Raw genomic sequence first — 17,073 nt, 5'->3', positions numbered from 1 at the left:
GTGCGGCGGTTCACGCGCTCGGTCAATGCGCGCGCCGATCACGGTTAACGGACCAAGGTCCTCACCACGCCATTGCGGCAGCGAGGCGCGTCAGCAGATCGGGATCGTCGAAGCCGCTGGCGGAGGCGATAGCCCCGGCGGCGACGAGATCAGCATGGTTGAGGCTGGTCCGGATGCCGATGGTCGGAATGCCGGCCGCTGCGGCCGATTGCACGCCGGTGCGGGAGTCCTCGAACGCGATCGAGGCCATGGCGCTGGCGCCGGCAAAGCGCAACCCTTCCTGATAAGGCAGCGGATGCGGCTTGCCGTGCAACAGCTCGGCACCGATCACGAGCGCCTTGAAGCGGTGCGTGATGCCGAGGCCGGACAGCAGCAGCTCCGCATTGAGCCGCGGGGCATTGGTCACGGCAACCATGGGAATACCGGCCGCATCCGCCCTGTCGAGCAGCGCCATCAGGCCCGGCAGCGGCTCGATCTGCCCGGCAACAAGCGTGCGGAAGACTTCCTCCTTCTCATCGAGGATCAAGGCACGCCGTTCGGGCGCCTCGTCGGGCAGAAAACGCTCGCCGATCGATACATTCGCGAAGCCTTGCAGCTCTCTGGAGAAGCGCGCGTGATCGAAGACGTGGCCGCGAGGGCCGAGCACCAGATTGAACGCCTTCAAGTGCAGCGGATCGGTGTTGGCGAGCGTACCGTCGATGTCGAACAGCAACGCCCTGCCGATAGCCTCGATCATGTCCGTACTTTCCCGAATATATGACGCATCAATACGAAAGCCGTATCAATACAGCGTCAATCGCGCAATGACGCACGTGCATGACCAATACGCGACCCTCGACAAAGTCGCGTGCGACTGCAACACTCCATGCAAGACCAAAAAGGAGGAAACGATGACGATCAACCGACGCGATCTCGCTCTCTCGACTCTTGCCGTCCCAGCTCTTGCCGTCTCCACTCTTGCAGTTTCAGCGCTCACGACACCGGTGCTGGCGGCCTCGGCCGACGAGGAAGCCGTGGCGAAGAAGGTCGAGGCGTTCCGTCTCGCCCAGATCGCGGCCGATCCCAAGGCGCTCGGCGCACTCTGCGCCGAAGAGGTGAGCTACAGCCATTCCAGCGGCAAGGTCGAGGACAAGGCGACCTTCATCGCCAACGCCACCGACGGCAAATCCAAATTCCTGTCGATCGAGTACAAGGACCCGACCATCAAGGTCGTCGGCCCCGCCGCGATCGTGCGCTTCCACTGGGTGGCGGAACAAGAGATGGCGGCTGATGGGAAAAAAGTGCCGACCAACCTTCACATCCTGATGAACTGGCAGAAGCAGGGCGACGACTGGAAGCTGCTCTCACGGGCGGCGACGAAGTTGTGAACAACGGCTCTTCCCCTCTCCGTTGCGGGAGAGGGTGGCTTCGCGAAGCGAAGTCGGGTGAGGGGTTTCTGTCCGACAACGAATCCTCTCGCATTGGAATTCGCGGAGACGACCCCTAATCCGGCGCTACGCGCCACCTTCTCCAACAAGGCGAGAAGGGAAGGCAGAGTTCGCGGCAAAAGATTCCCACCTCTCGGGCCACACGCGGCCCGGAATGACCCGCGGGAGGACTAAGCCGCTTCCTTCACATCACCGTTAACCAGCTTGCGCGCGGCGCGCTCGGCTTCGCGGGCGTTGCGGAAGAGCTGGCCTTCGAGACGGTTGAAGCGGCTGGACGAGGCGAAAAAGCAGTAGCCTCCCTGGGAACGAACGACGATACCTGCGGTCTGCGAATCGACTTCGATGATGTAGCTGTCCGGCATGGTCCGTGGATTCCTCAGTGCGGGCAAACAACGGCAGTTCTGCCCAAAGGTTCCTGGGCATTTTGACGCCGTTTCCACCCCGGATCGACACGCGACGGAGTACGCCGGGACCTCATCCGTTTTATGACTGGTTCTTGGCAAAGCCGCGGCGGCGGCCTCAGTCGCGCGGCGTTTGGTGTTGCCGCACGCATCAGACAGATGAGGCGCAACGCCGCGTGCGATTACGTCGCGATCGCGGTGTCGGTCGGGCGAACCGGCTGCGGGCGGCCGTGCTCGTCGATCGAGACGTAGGTGAAGTTGCCGTCGGTGACGAGGAACGGTTGCTGCTCGCCGCGGCGCAGCGCCCATGCTTCCAGATGCACGGTGATGGAGGTGCGCCCGACGCGAACGAGGTGGGCGTGGACCGAAACGAGATCGCCGACATAGACGGCCTTGCGGAAATTCATCGCCTCGATGGCGACGGTCACGGTGCGCGACTTCGCGACCTTTGACGCAAACACGCCGCCGCCGACGTCCATCTGGCTGAGCAGCCAGCCGCCGAAGATGTCACCGTTGGCGTTGGTGTCGGCCGGCATCGCCAGCGTGCGAATGCAGAGATCGCCGCCCGGCCCGGCATTGGCTTGCTCGTTCATGCCGCTCTCACTTGAGGATTGCTCACTTGAAATTGCTCACCTGAAACTGCTCACTTGAAATTATCCCAGCCCGGATCCGGCGCAAAGCGCTCGCCGAATCTTCCGGCCAGCGCGCGCAAGGTGGATACGACATGATCCACGCCACGCGTGCGCGCATAATTCAACGGGCCGCCACGAAACGGTGCATAACCGGTGCCGAAGATCATGGCGCCGTCGACCATGTCGGCATCATCCACGATACCCTCGCGAAGCGCCGCGACGCAGACGTTGGACATCGGCAGCACCAGGCGGTCGATCATCTGGTCGGTGACGCGCGGACCGGTCTCGGGCAACGGCGCCTTCTCGGCCTTGCCGTCACGCCAGACGTAAAAGCCCTTGCCGGTCTTGCGGCCGAGTTCGCCCTTGGCGACCTTCTCGCGGAGCCAGGCCGGCGTCGGCGGCAGCAGATCGCCGAACTTGGTGCGCAGCATGTCGCCGACATCGAGACAAATGTCGAGCCCGACCTGGTCGGCCAGTTCGATCGGCCCCATCGGCATGCCGAACTGCTCCGCGGCGGCGTCGATCAGGCGCTGGTCGATCTTCTCGTCCAGCATCACCATCGCTTCCAGCATGTAAGGCGTCAGCGCGCGGTTGACGAGGAAGCCCGGCGAGCTCTTCACCGGCAACGGCAGCCGATCGATCGCGCCGACGAAGGCGAGTGCCTCCTTCAGCACCTGCGTATCGTTACCGTCATGGCTGACGACTTCGACCAGCTGCAACCGCGACACCGGGTTGAAGAAGTGAAGGCCGACCAGCCGCTCCGGCCGCGCCAGCGTGGTGCGCAAATCCTGCAGCGGAATGCTCGACGTGTTGGTCGCGAGGATCGCGCCCGGCTTCATTCGCGGCTCGAGGCCGGCATAGACCTTCTGCTTGAGCTCGAGCTTCTCCGGGACCGCCTCGATGATGAGATCGGCGTTGCGGACGCCCTCCCCATCCATGTCAGGCATGAGGCGATCGAGCGCGTCGCGCACCTCGGTCGGCTTGCGGACGATCTTGCCGTAGAGCTCGGCGGCGCGCTTGACTGCGCCCGCGATCGGCTCCGCCTTCATGTCGGCGAGCGAGACGCGCAGCCCCTGCCCCGCGCACCAGGCCGCGATGTCGCCGCCCATGGCGCCGGCGCCGATGACGTGGACATGCCTGATCGTGTTGCCGGAGCCTGCCGCTTTCTTCATCTGCTCGCGCAGGAAGAACACGCGGATCAAGTTCTGCGCGGTCGGCGTCACCATCAGCTTGGCGAACGAGGCCTGCTCTGCCCCGAGCATCGCGGCCTTGCTGCCGCCATGGGTCTCCCAGAGATCGATCAAGGCATAGGGCGCCGGATAATGCTCGCGGGACGCGGCCTTCGCCGCCTCCGATCGCATCCGTTTGGCCAGCAGCCCGCGCACCGGGCCGAAATTCGCCGCACGCGTCAGAAAACCCGGCCGCGCCCGCTTGAGACGGCCGAACAGCGCATCCTTGACGGCATTGCGAACGTGGCGCTCCTGCGTCACGGTATCGACGAGGCCGAGCGATCTGGCGCGGCGGGCATCGATGGTGCGGCCGGTCAGCATCAGGGCCATCGATTGTGTCGGATTGACCAGCGCAGTGAAACGCGCGGTGCCGCCGAGACCGGGATGTAGCCCCAGCATCACCTCGGGGAAGCCGAAGCGCGCGCCGTCGATCGCGATGCGCGATTGGCAGGCGAGCGCGACTTCGAGCCCGCCGCCGAGGCAGAAGCCGTGGATCACCGCGACCGTCGGCAGCTTCAGCGCTTCAAGATGATCGACCACCGCATGGGCGGCGCGGATCCGCGTCTCCACCATCCCGGCGTCACTGGCGCCGCGAAATTCGTTGACGTCGGCGCCCGCGATGAAGCCGGACGGCTTTGCGGAGCGGATCACGAGGCCGGCAGGGCGCTCGGTCTCGATCGCCGCCAGCACGGCGTCGAACTCCTCCATCACGTCCGAGGACAGCGTGTTGGCGCTGGCGTCAGTGCGGTCGAACAGCAGCCAGGCGACACCGTCGGCGTCGCGCGTCAGCTTGAAGTGCTTGTAGGGACTATCGGCGGCGGGCTTGGGCCCGAGCTCCAGCACGCGGTCGCCGAGCGCGGTCATGATCCTGGAATCCATGTCATACCGCCTCGATCAGCATGGCGCCGCCGAGCCCGCCGCCGATGCATTCGGTGGCAACGCCGCGCCGCGTGCCGAGCCGCTTCATGGTGTTGACGAGATGCAGCACGATGCGATTGCCGGAAGTGCCGACGGGATGCCCGAGCGAGATAGCGCCGCCATCGACGTTGAGTTTGTCGCGGTCGACCTCGCCGGCAGCGCCGTCCAGTCCCAAAATCTCGCGGCAGAACTTGTCGTCATTCCAGGCGGCGAGGCAGCCGAGCACTTGGGTGGCGAACGCCTCGTTGAGCTCCCAGGTCTCGACGTCCTGGATGGTGAGATCATGGCGCTTCAGTAACGGCGTCGCCGACATCACAGGACCGAGACCCATGATGCTTGGATCGAGTGCGGCCCAGTTGCTGTCGACGATGACGGCCTTCGGCGTCAGCTTGTGCCTGGCGACCGCTTCGTCGGACGCCAGGATCACCCAGGACGCGCCGTCGGTGATCTGCGAGGAATTGCCGGCGGTGACCTGGCCCCAGGGACGCTCGAACACGGGCCGGAGTTTTGCGAGCCTCTCGGCCGTCGAGTCCGGACGCACGCCATCATCATGGTCGAAGAATTTTCCGTCGCGGGAGAACGCGGTTTCGACTTCGCCCTTGAGAAAACCTTCCGCCTGCGCATGCGCGAGCCGGCGATGGCTCTCGGCGGCATAGGCATCGGACTGCGCACGGGTGATGCCGAAGAGATGGCCGACGACTTCGGCCGTCTGGCCCATGTTCAGATCAGTAATGGGATCGGTCAGCCCGCGCTCGAGGCCGATGATCGGTTTGAGATCGCGCGGCCGCAGCTTGAAGGCCGCGGCAAGCTTCGCGGCGACGCCCTTGGCGGTGGCGAGGCCGGCGAACCAGCGCACGCCGGAATTGGGCCAGACCAGCGGCGCGTGGCTCAAGGCCTCGGTGCCGCCGGCCAGGATCATGTCGGCATGGCCCTCGCGGATGTAGCGGTACGCGGTGTCGATCGACTGCATGCCGGATCCGCAATTGATCTGAACGGTGAAGGCGACCATGTCCTCGCCCATGCCGAGCCGGAGCGCGGCGACGCGAGCCGGGTTCATTTCGTCCGCGATCACGTTGACGCAGCCGAGGATGACCTTGTCGAAGGTATCAGGCGAAAACGGCTGACGCGCCAGCAGTGGCCGGCCGCATTGCACGGCGAGATCGACCGGCGTGAACGGCCCCGGCCCCGAACGCGCCTTCAAAAACGGCGTCCGACTGCCGTCGACGATGAAAACCGGTCGTGCCATCAGCTCGCCGCCCTCTGTTCACCGAGTTCCTGGAAGAACTGATGCACGTCGCCGGTTTTCTTGTAAATCGGCGACAGCGCCTCCGGCGCAAAATCGTCGACCTCGATCACCTTTGTAACGGCTTCGCGGGCCGCGGCCAGCTGCTCGCCCTCCGCCTGCGTGATCACACCCTTGGCCACCGCATCCTTCCAGTCGCTCAGATGAGCCGCGCGCATGCGCCTGGCGATGGCGTCCGTACCTGCGATCAGGTTGAACGCGCGCTCCAGCCGGGCGAAGCCGCCATCGTCGTCGACATAAGCGAGATCGGGCGTGAGGCGGTCGCGCGCGGCCGACGGCTCCAGCACGAGGCTCGCGCATTGATGCACGACCCGGTCGGAGGGACCCAGCACGCGGGCGCCGAAGGGCTGGACCACGAATTTGAGGATGCCTGCGACGAAGCGGTTCGGCAGATTGGCGAGAATCTCGGCAAGCCGGTTCTCGATGGTCCGAAAGCCCGTCGCCATGCACCATTCGAGCGCGGCAAAATCCTCCTTCTGCCGGCCCTCGTCCTGCCAGCGCTTCAGCGCGGCAGAGAGCAGATACAGCTCGGACAGGATGTCGCCGAAGCGCGCCGACAGCATCTCTTTGCGCTTGAGCGCGCCGCCGAGCGTCAACAGCGCCATATCGGCGCAGAGGGCAAAAGCCGCCGAGTAGCGCGAGAGCTGACGATAGAATGGTCTGGCGTCACCCGCATCGGGTGCAAGCGCGAAGACACCAAAGCTCCAGCTCCGGCCGAACGCGCGCAAGAGTGTCTCGAAGCTGTGGCCGACATGTTTCCAGAACACCTTGTCGAAGGCGGTGAGCCCGCGCTCGCGATCGGCATCGGCAAGCGCATTCATCTCGTCGAGCAGATAGGGATGGGCGCGGATGGCGCCCTGTCCGAACACGATGAGATTGCGGGTGAGGATATTGGCGCCCTCGACGGTGATGCCGACCGGAACGGCGCGGTGGAGATTGCCGAGATAGTTTTGCGGACCGTCGATCACGGCCTTGCCGCCATGGATGTCCATAGCGTCGTCGACCGCGGTGCGCATCCGCTCGGTCGCGTGCAGCTTCATGATGCCCGAGATGACGGCGGGATGGATCCCGGTATTCAGTGCCGCGCAGGTCAGCCGTCGCGCCGCGTCGAGCTGATAGGCAGTGGCGACAATGCGGGCGAGCGGCTCCTCGACGCCCTCGAATTTGGAGATGGAGATGCCGAACTGCTCGCGGATGCGGGCATAGGCGCCGGTGGTGCGGGCGGCATAGGCGGCGCCGGCGGCGGAGAGCGACGGCAACGAGATGCCGCGGCCGTCGGCGAGCGCCGTCATCAGCATCTTCCAGCCCTGCCCCAGCCGCGCCTGGCCGCCGATGACGTAGTCGAGCGGAATGAAAACGTCGCGGCCCCAATTCGGACCGTTCTGGAAGACCTGCATCGAGGGCAAATGGCGTTTGCCGATTTCGACGCCGGGCAGATTGGTCGGGATCAGCGCCACGCTGATGCCGAGCTCTTCCTGGTCGCCGACGAGATGATCGGGATCATAGGCCTTGAAGGCGAGGCCAAGCAGCGTCGCGACGGGGCCGAGCGTGATGTAGCGCTTGTGCCAGTTGAGCTTCAGGCCCAGCACCTCCTGGCCCTCGAAGGTGCCTTTGCAGATGATGCCGGTGTCGACCATCGAGGCGGCATCAGAGCCGGCCTCGGGGCTGGTGAGGCCGAAGCAGGGAATGTCGCGGCCATCGGCAAGACGCGGCAGCCAGCGCTGCTGCTGCTCCTTCTTGCCGAAGTGCATCAGGAGCTCGCCGGGGCCCAACGAGTTCGGCACCATCACCGTCACCGCGGCGGCGATCGAGCGGGTCGATATCTTGCGCACCACTTCCGAATGCGCATAGGGCGAGAAGCCGAGGCCGCCGAACTCCTTCGGAATGATCATGCCGAAGAATTTTTCGCGCTTGACGAAGTGCCAGACATCGGGCGGCAGGTCGCGCCATTCCCAAAAGATCTTCCACTCGTCGAGCATGGCGCAAAGCTCGTCGACGGGGCCGTTGAGGAAGGCCCGCTCCTCTTCGGTCAGCGTTGCCTGCGGGACCTTCAGCAGCTTCGACCAATCGGGGTTGCCGGTGAAGAGATCGGCGTCCCACCAGACGTCGCCGGCCTCCAGCGCCTCGCGCTCGGTGTCCGACATCGCCGGCAGCACGCCGCGCGCCCAGGAGAAAATCGGCTTGGTCAGGGTGTCGCGGCGGAAGCTCATGGCGGACCTCATGCATCGGCGCGGTGATCGGGCATTTTAGCGGAAAGTGGCCGGCGGCGGTGAAGACTTCGCCTGCGGAAAGACGCGAATTGACGCGGCCGGGCAGCCGCCCAGGGGCCATAACGGCCGAGGCGTGGTGGCAGTTCCGGGAGGGGATGGCTTCGCGGTCGGCCGGTCTAATCCGGCCGCGCCATCTCGAACATGTTTTCCGGCTTGATTTCGAAATAATCCCCGCTGCGGCCGGCGCGTACGATCGGGCGGGCGGCGGCGGTCTGGTAGACGCCGTCCTTGATCATGGCCTTGTCGATGTGGACGGCAACGACCTCGCCGAGCGTCAGCCAGGCATTGGCTTCCTTGCCGTCGGCGCCCTTGAGGCGGACGATATCGGACACCTTGCATTCGAAGGCGACGGGACTCTCGCCGACGCGCGGCACGTTGACGAGCCTGCCGGGCACGGCGGTGAGGCCCGCAACTTTGAACTCGTCGACCTCAGGGCCAACATGCGCCGCAGTCGCGTTCATGTGCCTGGCCAGGTCCATGGTGGCGAGGTTCCAGACGAACTCGCCGGTCTGCTGGATGTTTTCGACCGTGTCCTTCCAGTTGGTGGAGGAGAAGCCGATGATCGGGGGGACGTAGCAGAAAGCGTTGAAGAAGCTGTAGGGCGCGAGGTTGACGTGGCCGTTGGTGTCGCGCGACGAAATCCAGCCGATCGGCCGCGGCGCGACGATGGCGTTGAAGGGATCGTGCTTGAGGCCGTGGCCCTTGGCGGGCTCGTAGAAGTGCAGGTCTTTGTCGGTCACGCGCTGTTTCCTTCTCGCCATTGCGAGCGCAGCGAAGCAATCCAGAATCCCTCCGCAGAGACAGTCTGGATTTGCTTCGCAAAGCTCGCAATGACGGAGTTTGTTGATCCGTCCTTGCCCGCCATCAGCCGTCATTCCGTGGCGGTCGGCCTGCTTATAGGAGGAAATCCGCCGCCGCGTCAGTGGCGCGGGGACAATCCCGCGATGACGAAATCGATCATCTGGTCGATGGTCGGGCCCGGCTTGGTAGCGCACTGGGCGATCATCTGGGGGTGGAAAAAGCGCATCATCGCGGTGCAGGCGCACAGCGCAGCCAGTTGCAGGTCCGGCGCCTCGAACTCGCCGGAAGCCACGCCTTGCGCGATCATCTGGCCGATGACCCCGGCAATGCACTCCATGTGGTTGACGCAGACGTCCCAGTCCTCCTGCATCGCGATCTCGACCATCTCGTGCAGCTTATTGTCGCCCACATAGCGCTCGGTGTTCATGCGATTGATGGTGGTGAGCAGCTCACGGAATCGCGGCAGTACCGGACCGGGCCTGGCCACGATCCGCTGCGCTTCCAGCTCGACCTCGCCCATTAGCGAACGGGCCACCGCCTGATGGATCGCCTTCTTCGATTCGAAGAAGCGATAGACGTTGGCGGGGCTCATCTTGAGCTCCTTGGCGATGTCGCCGACCGTGGTCTTGAGATAGCCGATCTGGCGGAACAGCCTCTCGGCCACCTCGAGAATGCGTTCCCGGGTGTCGCCTTCGATATGTTCCGAAACCAGTGTCATCTGTCAGACTCGTCAATCAGCAGTTCATCTTCACTTATTCAGCCGCCTCAGCAAGCGGAATTGCGTTCTGGTCATCGCTCCCATGCTGCGGCGCGGCAGGCTGCTCGGGCGTGCCCGCCTCATCCAGGCTCTTGCGGAACCAGAGGGCGTAGAGGCCCGGCAGGTACAGCAGCGTCAGGAAGGTCGCGACGAACAAGCCACCCATGATGGTGATCGCCATCGGCCCCCAGAACGCCGAGCGCGACAGCGGGATCATGGCGAGGATGGCGGCAAGCGCCGTCAGCACCACCGGACGGGCGCGGCGGACGGTGGCCTCCACGATCGCCTCGCGGCGGGTCAGGCCGTGCGAGACGTCGGTCTCGATCTGATCCACCAAGATGACCGCGTTGCGCATGATCATGCCGGCAAGCGCGATCAGGCCGAGCAGGGCCACGAAGCCGAACGGGGCGTTGGCGATGTTGAGCCCGAAGGAGGCGCCGACAATGCCGAGCGGCGCGGTCAGGAACACCAGGATCAGGCGCGAGAAGCTCTGCAGCTGGAACATCAGCAGCGTCAGCATCACCATGACCATCAGCGGGAAGAGAATGAAGATCGAGGCGTTGCCCTTGGCGGATTCCTCGAACGCGCCGCCCGCCTCGATGCGGTAGGCCGGCTCCAGGTTGTCCTTGATTGCCTTCAGCTTCGGCGCGATCTGGCCGGTGACGTCGGGCGCCTGCACGCCGTCGACGACGTCGGAGCGCACGGTGATCGCCATGTCGCGGTTACGCCGCCACATGATCGGTTCCTCGTGCGCATACTCGATCTTGGCGATCTGCTGCAGCGGCACGGCCACGCCGTTGCGCGAGGTGATGGTGAGATCGCCGACGGCGCCGAGGTCGAGCCGCTCGGACGAGACGGCGCGCGCGACCACGCCGACCTTTTCGATGCCGTCGCGCACGGTCGTCACCTGCGAGCCCGAGATCAGCATCGACAGCGCCTGCGACACGTCCTGCGGGGTCAGGCCCATGGCGCGTGCGCGATCCTGGTCGACGACGAGCTTGAGGTAAGGCGACTGCTCGTTCCAATCGAGCTGGACGTCCTTGACGCTCTTGTTCTGCCGCATGACGTCGCGGACCTGGTAGGCGATCTCGCGCACCTTGTTGGCGTCGGGTCCGATGACGCGAAACTGCACGGGAAAACCAACCGGGGGACCGAAATTGAAGCGGTCGACGCGCACGCGGGCCTCGTTGAGCGCGCCGTCGGCAACGGCGTGTTCAAGCTTGGCCTTGATGCGCTCGCGCGCCTCGACCCCCTTTGCGACGATGACGATTTCGGCAAAAGCCTCGTTCGGAAGCTGCGGATTGAGGCCGAGCCAGAAGCGCGGCGAGCCCTGTCCGACATAGGCCGTGTAGGTCTCGATGTCCTTGTCGTCCTTGAGCATGGTCTCGGCCTTCTTCACCGCCTTTTCGGTGACGTTGAAGGCGGTGCCCTCGGGCAGGCGAAGCTGGAGGAACAGCTCGGGACGCTCGGACAGCGGGAAGAACTGCTGCTGGACGTGGCCGAAACCGACGATCGAGGCGATGAAGACGCCGACGGTCGCGACCACCACGGTGATGCGGTGGTCGACGCACCACTGCACGATGGCGCGCAGGCCCCGATACATGCGGGTCTCGTAGACCGCGTGCGGATCGTGATTGTGGTGCACCTTGATGTTGGGCAGCAGCATGACGCCGATATAGGGCGTGAAGATCACCGCCACGAACCAGGACGCGACCAGCGCGATCGCCACGATCCAGAAGATGCTGCCGGCATATTCGCCGACCGCGGAATTGGCAAAGCCGATGGGGAGGAAGCCAGCGGCCGTGACCAGCGTTCCCGTGAGCATCGGAAACGCAGTGGATTCCCAGGCAAAGGACGCCGCACGCATGCGGTCCCAGCCCTGCTCCATCTTCACCACCATCATCTCGACGGCGATGATGGCGTCATCCACCAGCAGGCCGAGCGCGATGATCAGCGCACCGAGCGTGATGCGGTGCAGGTCGAGCGACATCGTGTTCATGACGACGAAGACGATGCCGAGCACCAGGGGCACCGACAATGCGACCACGATGCCGGTGCGCCAGCCAAGCGCCAGGAACGACACGAACAGCACGATGACGAGGGCTTCCATGAAAGAGTGTACGAACTCGCCGACCGCGTGCTCGACCACCTTGGGCTGGTCGGCGATCAGTTTGACGTCGACGCCCTGCGGCACCGCCTTCATGAATTCAGCCGTCGCCTTCTCGACCTCCTTGCCGAGATCGAGGATGTTGGCGCCCTTGGCGGTGACGACGCCGATGCCGATCGCGGCCTTGCCTTCCTGGCGCACGACGAAACTCGGCGGGTCGACATAGCCATGGGTGACGGTGGCGATGTCGCCGAGGCGGAACACGCGACCGTTGCTCTCGACCGGGGTTTCGGCGACGGCCTTGGCGCCGTCGAGCGCACCGGTGACGCGCAGCGGCACGCGCTGCGACGAGGTCTCGACCGTGCCGGCCGGCGTCACGTTGTTCTGCTTGGCGAGCGAATCGAACAGCGCCTGCGGCGTGATGCCGAGCGTGGCGAGCTTGGCATGGCTGAACTCGACGAAGATGCGCTCATCCTGGTTGCCGTAAACGTCGACCTTGGTCACGCCCGGCACCTTCAGAAGGCGCTGACGGAAACCTTCCGAGACCTTCTTGAGCTGGGCGTAGTCGGCGCCGTCGCCCGTCATCATGTAGAGGATGGAATCGACGTCGGAGAACTCGTCGTTGACGACGGGCCCGAGAATCCCTGCGGGCAGCTGGCCCTGCACGTCGACCAGCTTCTTGCGCAGCAGATAAAAGAGATACGGCACGTCCTTCGGCGGCGTAGAATCGCGGAAGGTCACCTGGAGCGCAGTGAATCCGGGCTTGGAATAGGTCTGCACCTTCTCGAAGTAGGGCAGCTCCTGGATCTTCTTCTCGATGGGATCGGCGACCTGCGCCTGCATTTCCTGCGCTGTCGCGCCCGGCCACAGCACGGAGACGTTGACCACCTTCACCGTGAAGAACGGATCCTCGGCGCGACCGAGCTTCTGATAGGAGAAGAATCCGGCGACGCCGAGTATGAGCATCAGGAACAGGATCAGCGTCGGATGGCTGACGGCCCAGGCCGAAAGATTGAAGCGCTTCATCGCACTCTCCAAAGATGATCCGGTTGCAAAAAACCACAGCCACTCTGTTGAACGCGTCGTCGCGAGGCAGCGAAGCAATCCAGGGGGCTGGGCAGGTTCTGGATCGCTTCGCCGCTTCAGCCCCAGCATTTGCGCTTGGGCCGAAACTCACCTCACACGACGTAACTCGTAAACGAGACTTAAAAGGACAGTGACGACACGACCCGTACCTTCTGGCCCGGATCGAGCTTCTGAACGCCGAGGGCGACGATCTTGGCGCCCTCTTCGACACCACCGGTGATGACGACGTCGTTGCTCTCGTAGGACTTCACCACGACCGGCTTCAGCGTGACCGCGCCGTTGTCGTCGACGACGTAGAAGGACGGCTTGCCGCCTTCGTTGAACAGCGCCGACAGCGGCAGCCGCGCGACGCGTTCGGTGGCGGCGTCCGACAGCGTCAGCGTCGCGGTCATGCCGAGCGAGACCTTGTCGTCGGCCTCGGGCAGCGAAAACTTGGCAAGATAGGTGCGCGTGGCGGGATCCGCGGTGGGCGCGATCTCGCGCAGCTTGGCCGTGTACTTTTTGCCCGGCTCCGACCAAAGAGTGACGCTGGCGGCGCCCGATTTGGCACGTCCGACCAGCGTCTCAGGGATCGCGACGACCGCTTCCTTTTCGGCAAAGCGGGCGACACGGATCGAGGTCTGGCCTGCGGCAACCACCTGGCCAGGCTCGATCAGCGTTGCGGTGACGACGCCACGGGCGTCGGCGTTGAGCGTCGCGTAGGAAAGGGAATTCTTGGTCAATTCGACCGAGCGCTCGGCCCGGTTCAGACGGGCACGGGCCTCGTCGGCGGCGGCGCGGCTCGAATCCAGCTGCGCGTCGGTCGTCCAGCCCTTGGCCCTCAAATCCTTGGCGCGCTGCTCGGCGGCGGCGGCCTGGGCCAGCACGCCGGTCGCAGCGGTCTGCTCGGCGACGGCTTGCTCGGCCTGGAGCTTCAGATCGACCTCATCGAGGACCGCGAGCGGCTGACCGATCTCGACGGTCTGGCCAACTTCGACCAGACGCTTGGCGACCTTGCCCGCGACCCGAAAGCCCAGATCGCTCTCGATCCGCGGCCTGATGGTGCCGACGAAGCTGCGCTCGGGCTTTTCGGCATCGTAGTGGGCGGTGGCGACCAGGACCGGCCGCGGCGGGTCGGCCTTTTCAGCGACGGTGTCATTGCACCCAGCGAGGGCGGCAGCCATCAGCGCCAGCGAAACACCGGCCAAGAGCCTCGAATAGCTGGATAAAACGGATCGGACGAACATCGGAGGACACTCCCTCGGCTGCAATGAGAGGAATGTCGACTAATCACTGATGAAAGTCAATAATCGTCAGTCATCAGGAAAGCGTGATCGTTAAGAGGTGGTAACCTCCCCGCTGCCCTTGGCGGAAAGCCCGGACTGTTGGAAGAGAGCGTCGCGGCGCGGCCCCAGAGGGACCGCACGGAAATGGGCCTGGCTTTCGCCAGGGCGACATTTCGAGGCTACCGCCCCTGTTCGGCGAACTCGTGCTTGCTGTCGTGGCCACCGATGAAGACCAGGATGCCGGCGATCAGCGGCAGCACCGCGAGCACGAGCAGTCCGGTCGAGGTCTGCCCGGTGGCTTCCTTGACCCAGCCGATCAGATACGGTCCGCCGAACCCGGCGAGATTGCCGATCGAGTTGATCAGAGCGATGGCGCCGGCCGCCGCCGTGCCGGAGAGCCAGGCCGTCGGCAGGGTCCAGAACACGCCGAAGCAGCAGAACACGCCGATCGCGGCAACCGTCAGCACGATCATCGTCAGGGTGGGGTCGGTGAGATAACTGGAGACGCCGAGAGCGACGGCGGTGAGCAGCAACGGCGCGCCGACATGCATCACGCGCTCGCGCGTGGCATCGGAATGCCGCGCCCACAGGATCATTGCGATGGTGCCGAACAGATACGGAATCGCGGTGACGAAGCCGGTCTGGGCGTTGGTGAGGCCGAACGCCTTGACGATCTGCGGCAGCCAGAACTGCATGCCATAGAGCGCGCCGACGAAGCCGAAATAGACCAGGCTCAGCATGATCACCTTAGGTGAGGTCAGCGCCTCGCCGAGCGACATATGCTTCACCGCCTGCTTGGCCGCGATCTCGGCATCGAGCTTGGCCTTGAGCCAGGCCTTCTGCTCGGCCGAGAGCCAATCCGCCTTCTCTGGCCTGTCGGTGAGATAGAACCAGGTGACGATGCCGAGCAGCACGGAGGGAATGCCCTCAATGATGAACAGCCACTGCCAGCCCTTCAGGCCCATGGCCCCGTCGAGGCCGAGCAGCAGGCCAGAGACCGGCGCGCCGATCACGGTGGAGACCGGAACGGCGATGGCGAAGGCCGCGAGGAAGCGGGCGCGATATTCGGCCGGATACCAATAAGTGAGATAGAGGATGATGCCGGGGAAGAAGCCGGCTTCAGCGACGCCGAGCAGGAAGCGCAGCACGTAGAAGCTCGTGACCCCGCTCGTGAGCGCCATCAGCGCCGAGATGATGCCCCAGGTCACCATGATGCGGGCGATCCAGCGGCTGGCGCCGAACTTCTCCAGCGCCAGATTGCTCGGCACCTCGAAGATGAAATAGCCGATGAAGAAGATGCCGGCGCCCCAAGAGAAGATCAGCGGCGTGAATTTCAGCTCGGCATTCATGGTCAGCGCGGCGAAGCCGAGATTGACGCGGTCGAGATAGGAGAAGAAATAGGCCAGCACCAGGAACGGGATCAGGCGCCAGGAGATGGCGCGGATCGTCGAGGTCTCGATTTCCGACTTGGCTGCGCCGGTCGAACCGGCATAGGTCGTGGTCTGGCTCATGGCTTCCCCCGGGTTGTTGCTTTTATGGGCTGATCCGGGGTTTTGAGCATCGCCGCGAAAGAGTCAATGGAGCAAGCAATGCAAGGGGCGCAGCCGGCCACCAGGTTGCGCTACGACAGAGCTCGGTGATCCGCGCCGCGCACAACTACTCTGCCAATTGAAACTTCGCAAAGCGATCGAGCTCCTCCTCGATCTTCCGTTTGAGCTCCTTGCGCCCCGCGGTCTTCTTCCCCTCGCCGACCCAGGTCCATTTCTGCATCAGCAGCTTCTTCGCCTGCCGGTCGGTCTTCAGATCGAGCGCGGCGACGATCTCGTCGCCGACCAGCACGGGCAGCGCGAAATAGCCGAGCTTGCGTTTGGCCTTCGGCACATAGGCCTCGAACAAATGGTTGTAACCGAAAATGAGATTGGTGCGCTTGCGCTGGATGATCAGCGGATCGAACGGCGACAGGATATGGACCAGATCCGGCGGCGCGCACTCGCCCGGCTCGAGCGCAGCCGGCACTGCCCAGTGCTCCTGCTTGCCGGCACCGTCGATGGCGACAGGCACGAGCTCGCCACGGCGGACGCGCGAGCCGATCAGGGCAGCCACCGCCGGCTTGCGCGGCGCGTTGAGATGGCAGACCGAATCGAGGCTCACGACACCTTGCGATCGCAGCGCGCGATCGAGCAGATAGACCGTGATGTCCTTTGCCGACGCCGGCCTCGGCAGCTTGTCCCAGCCGAAATGGCGCGTCATCAGCTCATAAGTCTTGAGCATGCCCTGCCGCTCGCTGACGGTCACGGCACCCATGTAGAAGGCGAGCTGCAATGCCCGCTTCGAGGGTTTTCGGCTTTGCCAGAGATGCTCCTTCTCGGTGAGCACGTCGTCCTCGATGTCGCGGATCGTCAGCGGGCCGGCGCGCACCAGCCGCATCACCTTGCGCATGTCGGCAGGTTTCACCGAGGCGAACCATTTGTGCCCCTCGCGGCGGTGCTCGCGCATCGCCGGCAGGAAGAAGCGGAAGTCGCCGGCCGGCACGTAAGACAGCGCATGCGTCCAATATTCAAACACGCTCTTGTCGACGCTCTGGGCATGGCGCAGGTCGGCGCGCCGGTAGGACGGGATCCGGCTGAACAGGATGTGATGATGGCAGCGCTCGATCACGTTGATGGTGTCGATCTGCACATAGCCGAGATGGGCGACCGCGTCGGAGACGGCTTGCGCGCCGTCACCGAACGGCGCGCGCTCGTCCAGCCGCTGGGCATGAAGCCAGATTTGCCGGGCCTGTGTCGTGGTGAGTGGAATCGGTTTGGGCGCGCGGGACATTGCGGAATGCAGTGTAGCGGGATTCGCATCCAGCCAAGAAGCCGATCCAGGAGCGGA

General features: G+C 64.6%; 13 protein-coding genes. 1 reads left to right on the top strand and 12 read right to left on the bottom strand.

Annotated features, from left to right (window positions below; genetic code table 11):
• Nucleotides 1-61: 61 nt before the first annotated feature.
• Entirely contained in the window at nt 62-736 is a 675-nt protein-coding gene (locus AC0L3B_RS20265) for an HAD family hydrolase (RefSeq protein ID WP_247372638.1), read from the bottom strand.
• Between the two features lie 154 nt (nt 737-890).
• Between AC0L3B_RS20265 and AC0L3B_RS20260 the strand changes: the two genes are divergently transcribed.
• On the top strand, nt 891-1,367 hold the full coding sequence (locus AC0L3B_RS20260; protein ID WP_026232853.1) for a nuclear transport factor 2 family protein: 477 nt from the start codon (nt 891-893) through the stop codon (nt 1,365-1,367).
• Nucleotides 1,368-1,597: 230 nt separating this feature from the next.
• On the opposite strand, the gene AC0L3B_RS20255 is transcribed toward AC0L3B_RS20260, so the two are convergent.
• The 11 genes from AC0L3B_RS20255 to AC0L3B_RS20205 all read right to left on the bottom strand — a co-directional run bounded on the left by AC0L3B_RS20255 (nt 1,598) and on the right by AC0L3B_RS20205 (nt 17,016).
• Nucleotides 1,598-1,789: a hypothetical protein gene (locus AC0L3B_RS20255; RefSeq protein WP_018454989.1), complete on the bottom strand. Its 192-nt coding sequence runs from the start codon at nt 1,787-1,789 to the stop codon at nt 1,598-1,600.
• Between the two features lie 221 nt (nt 1,790-2,010).
• Nucleotides 2,011-2,421 (bottom strand): acyl-CoA thioesterase, encoded by a 411-nt coding sequence (locus tag AC0L3B_RS20250; protein ID WP_247372636.1) that lies wholly within the window; start codon nt 2,419-2,421, stop codon nt 2,011-2,013.
• A gap of 50 nt (nt 2,422-2,471) precedes the next feature.
• Nucleotides 2,472-4,568, bottom strand: coding sequence for a 3-hydroxyacyl-CoA dehydrogenase NAD-binding domain-containing protein (locus AC0L3B_RS20245; protein WP_473380950.1), 2,097 nt, complete (start codon nt 4,566-4,568; stop codon nt 2,472-2,474).
• A gap of 1 nt (nt 4,569) precedes the next feature.
• Nucleotides 4,570-5,853 (bottom strand): acetyl-CoA C-acetyltransferase, encoded by a 1,284-nt coding sequence (locus AC0L3B_RS20240; protein WP_473380949.1) that lies wholly within the window; start codon nt 5,851-5,853, stop codon nt 4,570-4,572.
• On the bottom strand, nt 5,853-8,120 hold the full coding sequence (locus AC0L3B_RS20235; RefSeq protein ID WP_473380948.1) for an acyl-CoA dehydrogenase: 2,268 nt from the start codon (nt 8,118-8,120) through the stop codon (nt 5,853-5,855). Before AC0L3B_RS20235 ends, AC0L3B_RS20240 begins: the two co-directional genes overlap by 1 nt.
• A 176-nt stretch (nt 8,121-8,296) precedes the next feature.
• Nucleotides 8,297-8,920, bottom strand: coding sequence for a flavin reductase family protein (locus AC0L3B_RS20230; RefSeq protein ID WP_247475139.1), 624 nt, complete (start codon nt 8,918-8,920; stop codon nt 8,297-8,299).
• Nucleotides 8,921-9,099: 179 nt separating this feature from the next.
• Entirely contained in the window at nt 9,100-9,699 is a 600-nt protein-coding gene (locus AC0L3B_RS20225; protein WP_085361299.1) for a TetR/AcrR family transcriptional regulator, read from the bottom strand.
• 34 nt (nt 9,700-9,733) lie between these two features.
• Nucleotides 9,734-12,871 (bottom strand): efflux RND transporter permease subunit, encoded by a 3,138-nt coding sequence (locus AC0L3B_RS20220; protein WP_018454996.1) that lies wholly within the window; start codon nt 12,869-12,871, stop codon nt 9,734-9,736.
• 179 nt (nt 12,872-13,050) lie between these two features.
• On the bottom strand, nt 13,051-14,157 hold the full coding sequence (locus AC0L3B_RS20215) for an efflux RND transporter periplasmic adaptor subunit (protein WP_247299599.1): 1,107 nt from the start codon (nt 14,155-14,157) through the stop codon (nt 13,051-13,053).
• Nucleotides 14,158-14,375: 218 nt separating this feature from the next.
• A complete protein-coding gene (locus AC0L3B_RS20210) occupies nt 14,376-15,707 on the bottom strand; it encodes an MFS transporter (RefSeq protein ID WP_247299600.1) in 1,332 nt (443 codons plus the stop codon).
• Between the two features lie 145 nt (nt 15,708-15,852).
• Nucleotides 15,853-17,016: a winged helix-turn-helix domain-containing protein gene (locus tag AC0L3B_RS20205; RefSeq protein WP_247338852.1), complete on the bottom strand. Its 1,164-nt coding sequence runs from the start codon at nt 17,014-17,016 to the stop codon at nt 15,853-15,855.
• Between the last annotated feature and the right edge of the window lie 57 nt (nt 17,017-17,073).

The organism is Bradyrhizobium sp. Kon56 (assembly GCF_055807635.1).
The sequence above is the reverse complement of the archived record's forward strand: the minus strand, read 5'-3'. Positions and strand labels throughout refer to the sequence as shown.

Bases quoted from the DNA above. Each gene is read 5' to 3' on its own strand.
- AC0L3B_RS20235 (WP_473380948.1), bottom strand. From the start codon at position 8,120: ATGAGCTTCCGCCGCGACACCCTGACCAAGCCGATTTTCTCCTGGGCG.
- AC0L3B_RS20245 (WP_473380950.1), bottom strand. From the start codon at position 4,568: ATGGATTCCAGGATCATGACCGCGCTCGGCGACCGCGTGCTGGAGCTC.
- AC0L3B_RS20250 (WP_247372636.1), bottom strand. From the start codon at position 2,421: ATGAACGAGCAAGCCAATGCCGGGCCGGGCGGCGATCTCTGCATTCGC.
- AC0L3B_RS20205 (WP_247338852.1), bottom strand. From the start codon at position 17,016: ATGTCCCGCGCGCCCAAACCGATTCCACTCACCACGACACAGGCCCGG.
- AC0L3B_RS20255 (WP_018454989.1), bottom strand. From the start codon at position 1,789: ATGCCGGACAGCTACATCATCGAAGTCGATTCGCAGACCGCAGGTATC.
- AC0L3B_RS20220 (WP_018454996.1), bottom strand. From the start codon at position 12,871: ATGAAGCGCTTCAATCTTTCGGCCTGGGCCGTCAGCCATCCGACGCTG.
- AC0L3B_RS20240 (WP_473380949.1), bottom strand. From the start codon at position 5,853: ATGGCACGACCGGTTTTCATCGTCGACGGCAGTCGGACGCCGTTTTTG.
- AC0L3B_RS20265 (WP_247372638.1), bottom strand. From the start codon at position 736: ATGATCGAGGCTATCGGCAGGGCGTTGCTGTTCGACATCGACGGTACG.
- AC0L3B_RS20260 (WP_026232853.1), top strand. From the start codon at position 891: ATGACGATCAACCGACGCGATCTCGCTCTCTCGACTCTTGCCGTCCCA.
- AC0L3B_RS20210 (WP_247299600.1), bottom strand. From the start codon at position 15,707: ATGAGCCAGACCACGACCTATGCCGGTTCGACCGGCGCAGCCAAGTCG.
- AC0L3B_RS20225 (WP_085361299.1), bottom strand. From the start codon at position 9,699: ATGACACTGGTTTCGGAACATATCGAAGGCGACACCCGGGAACGCATT.
- AC0L3B_RS20215 (WP_247299599.1), bottom strand. From the start codon at position 14,157: ATGTTCGTCCGATCCGTTTTATCCAGCTATTCGAGGCTCTTGGCCGGT.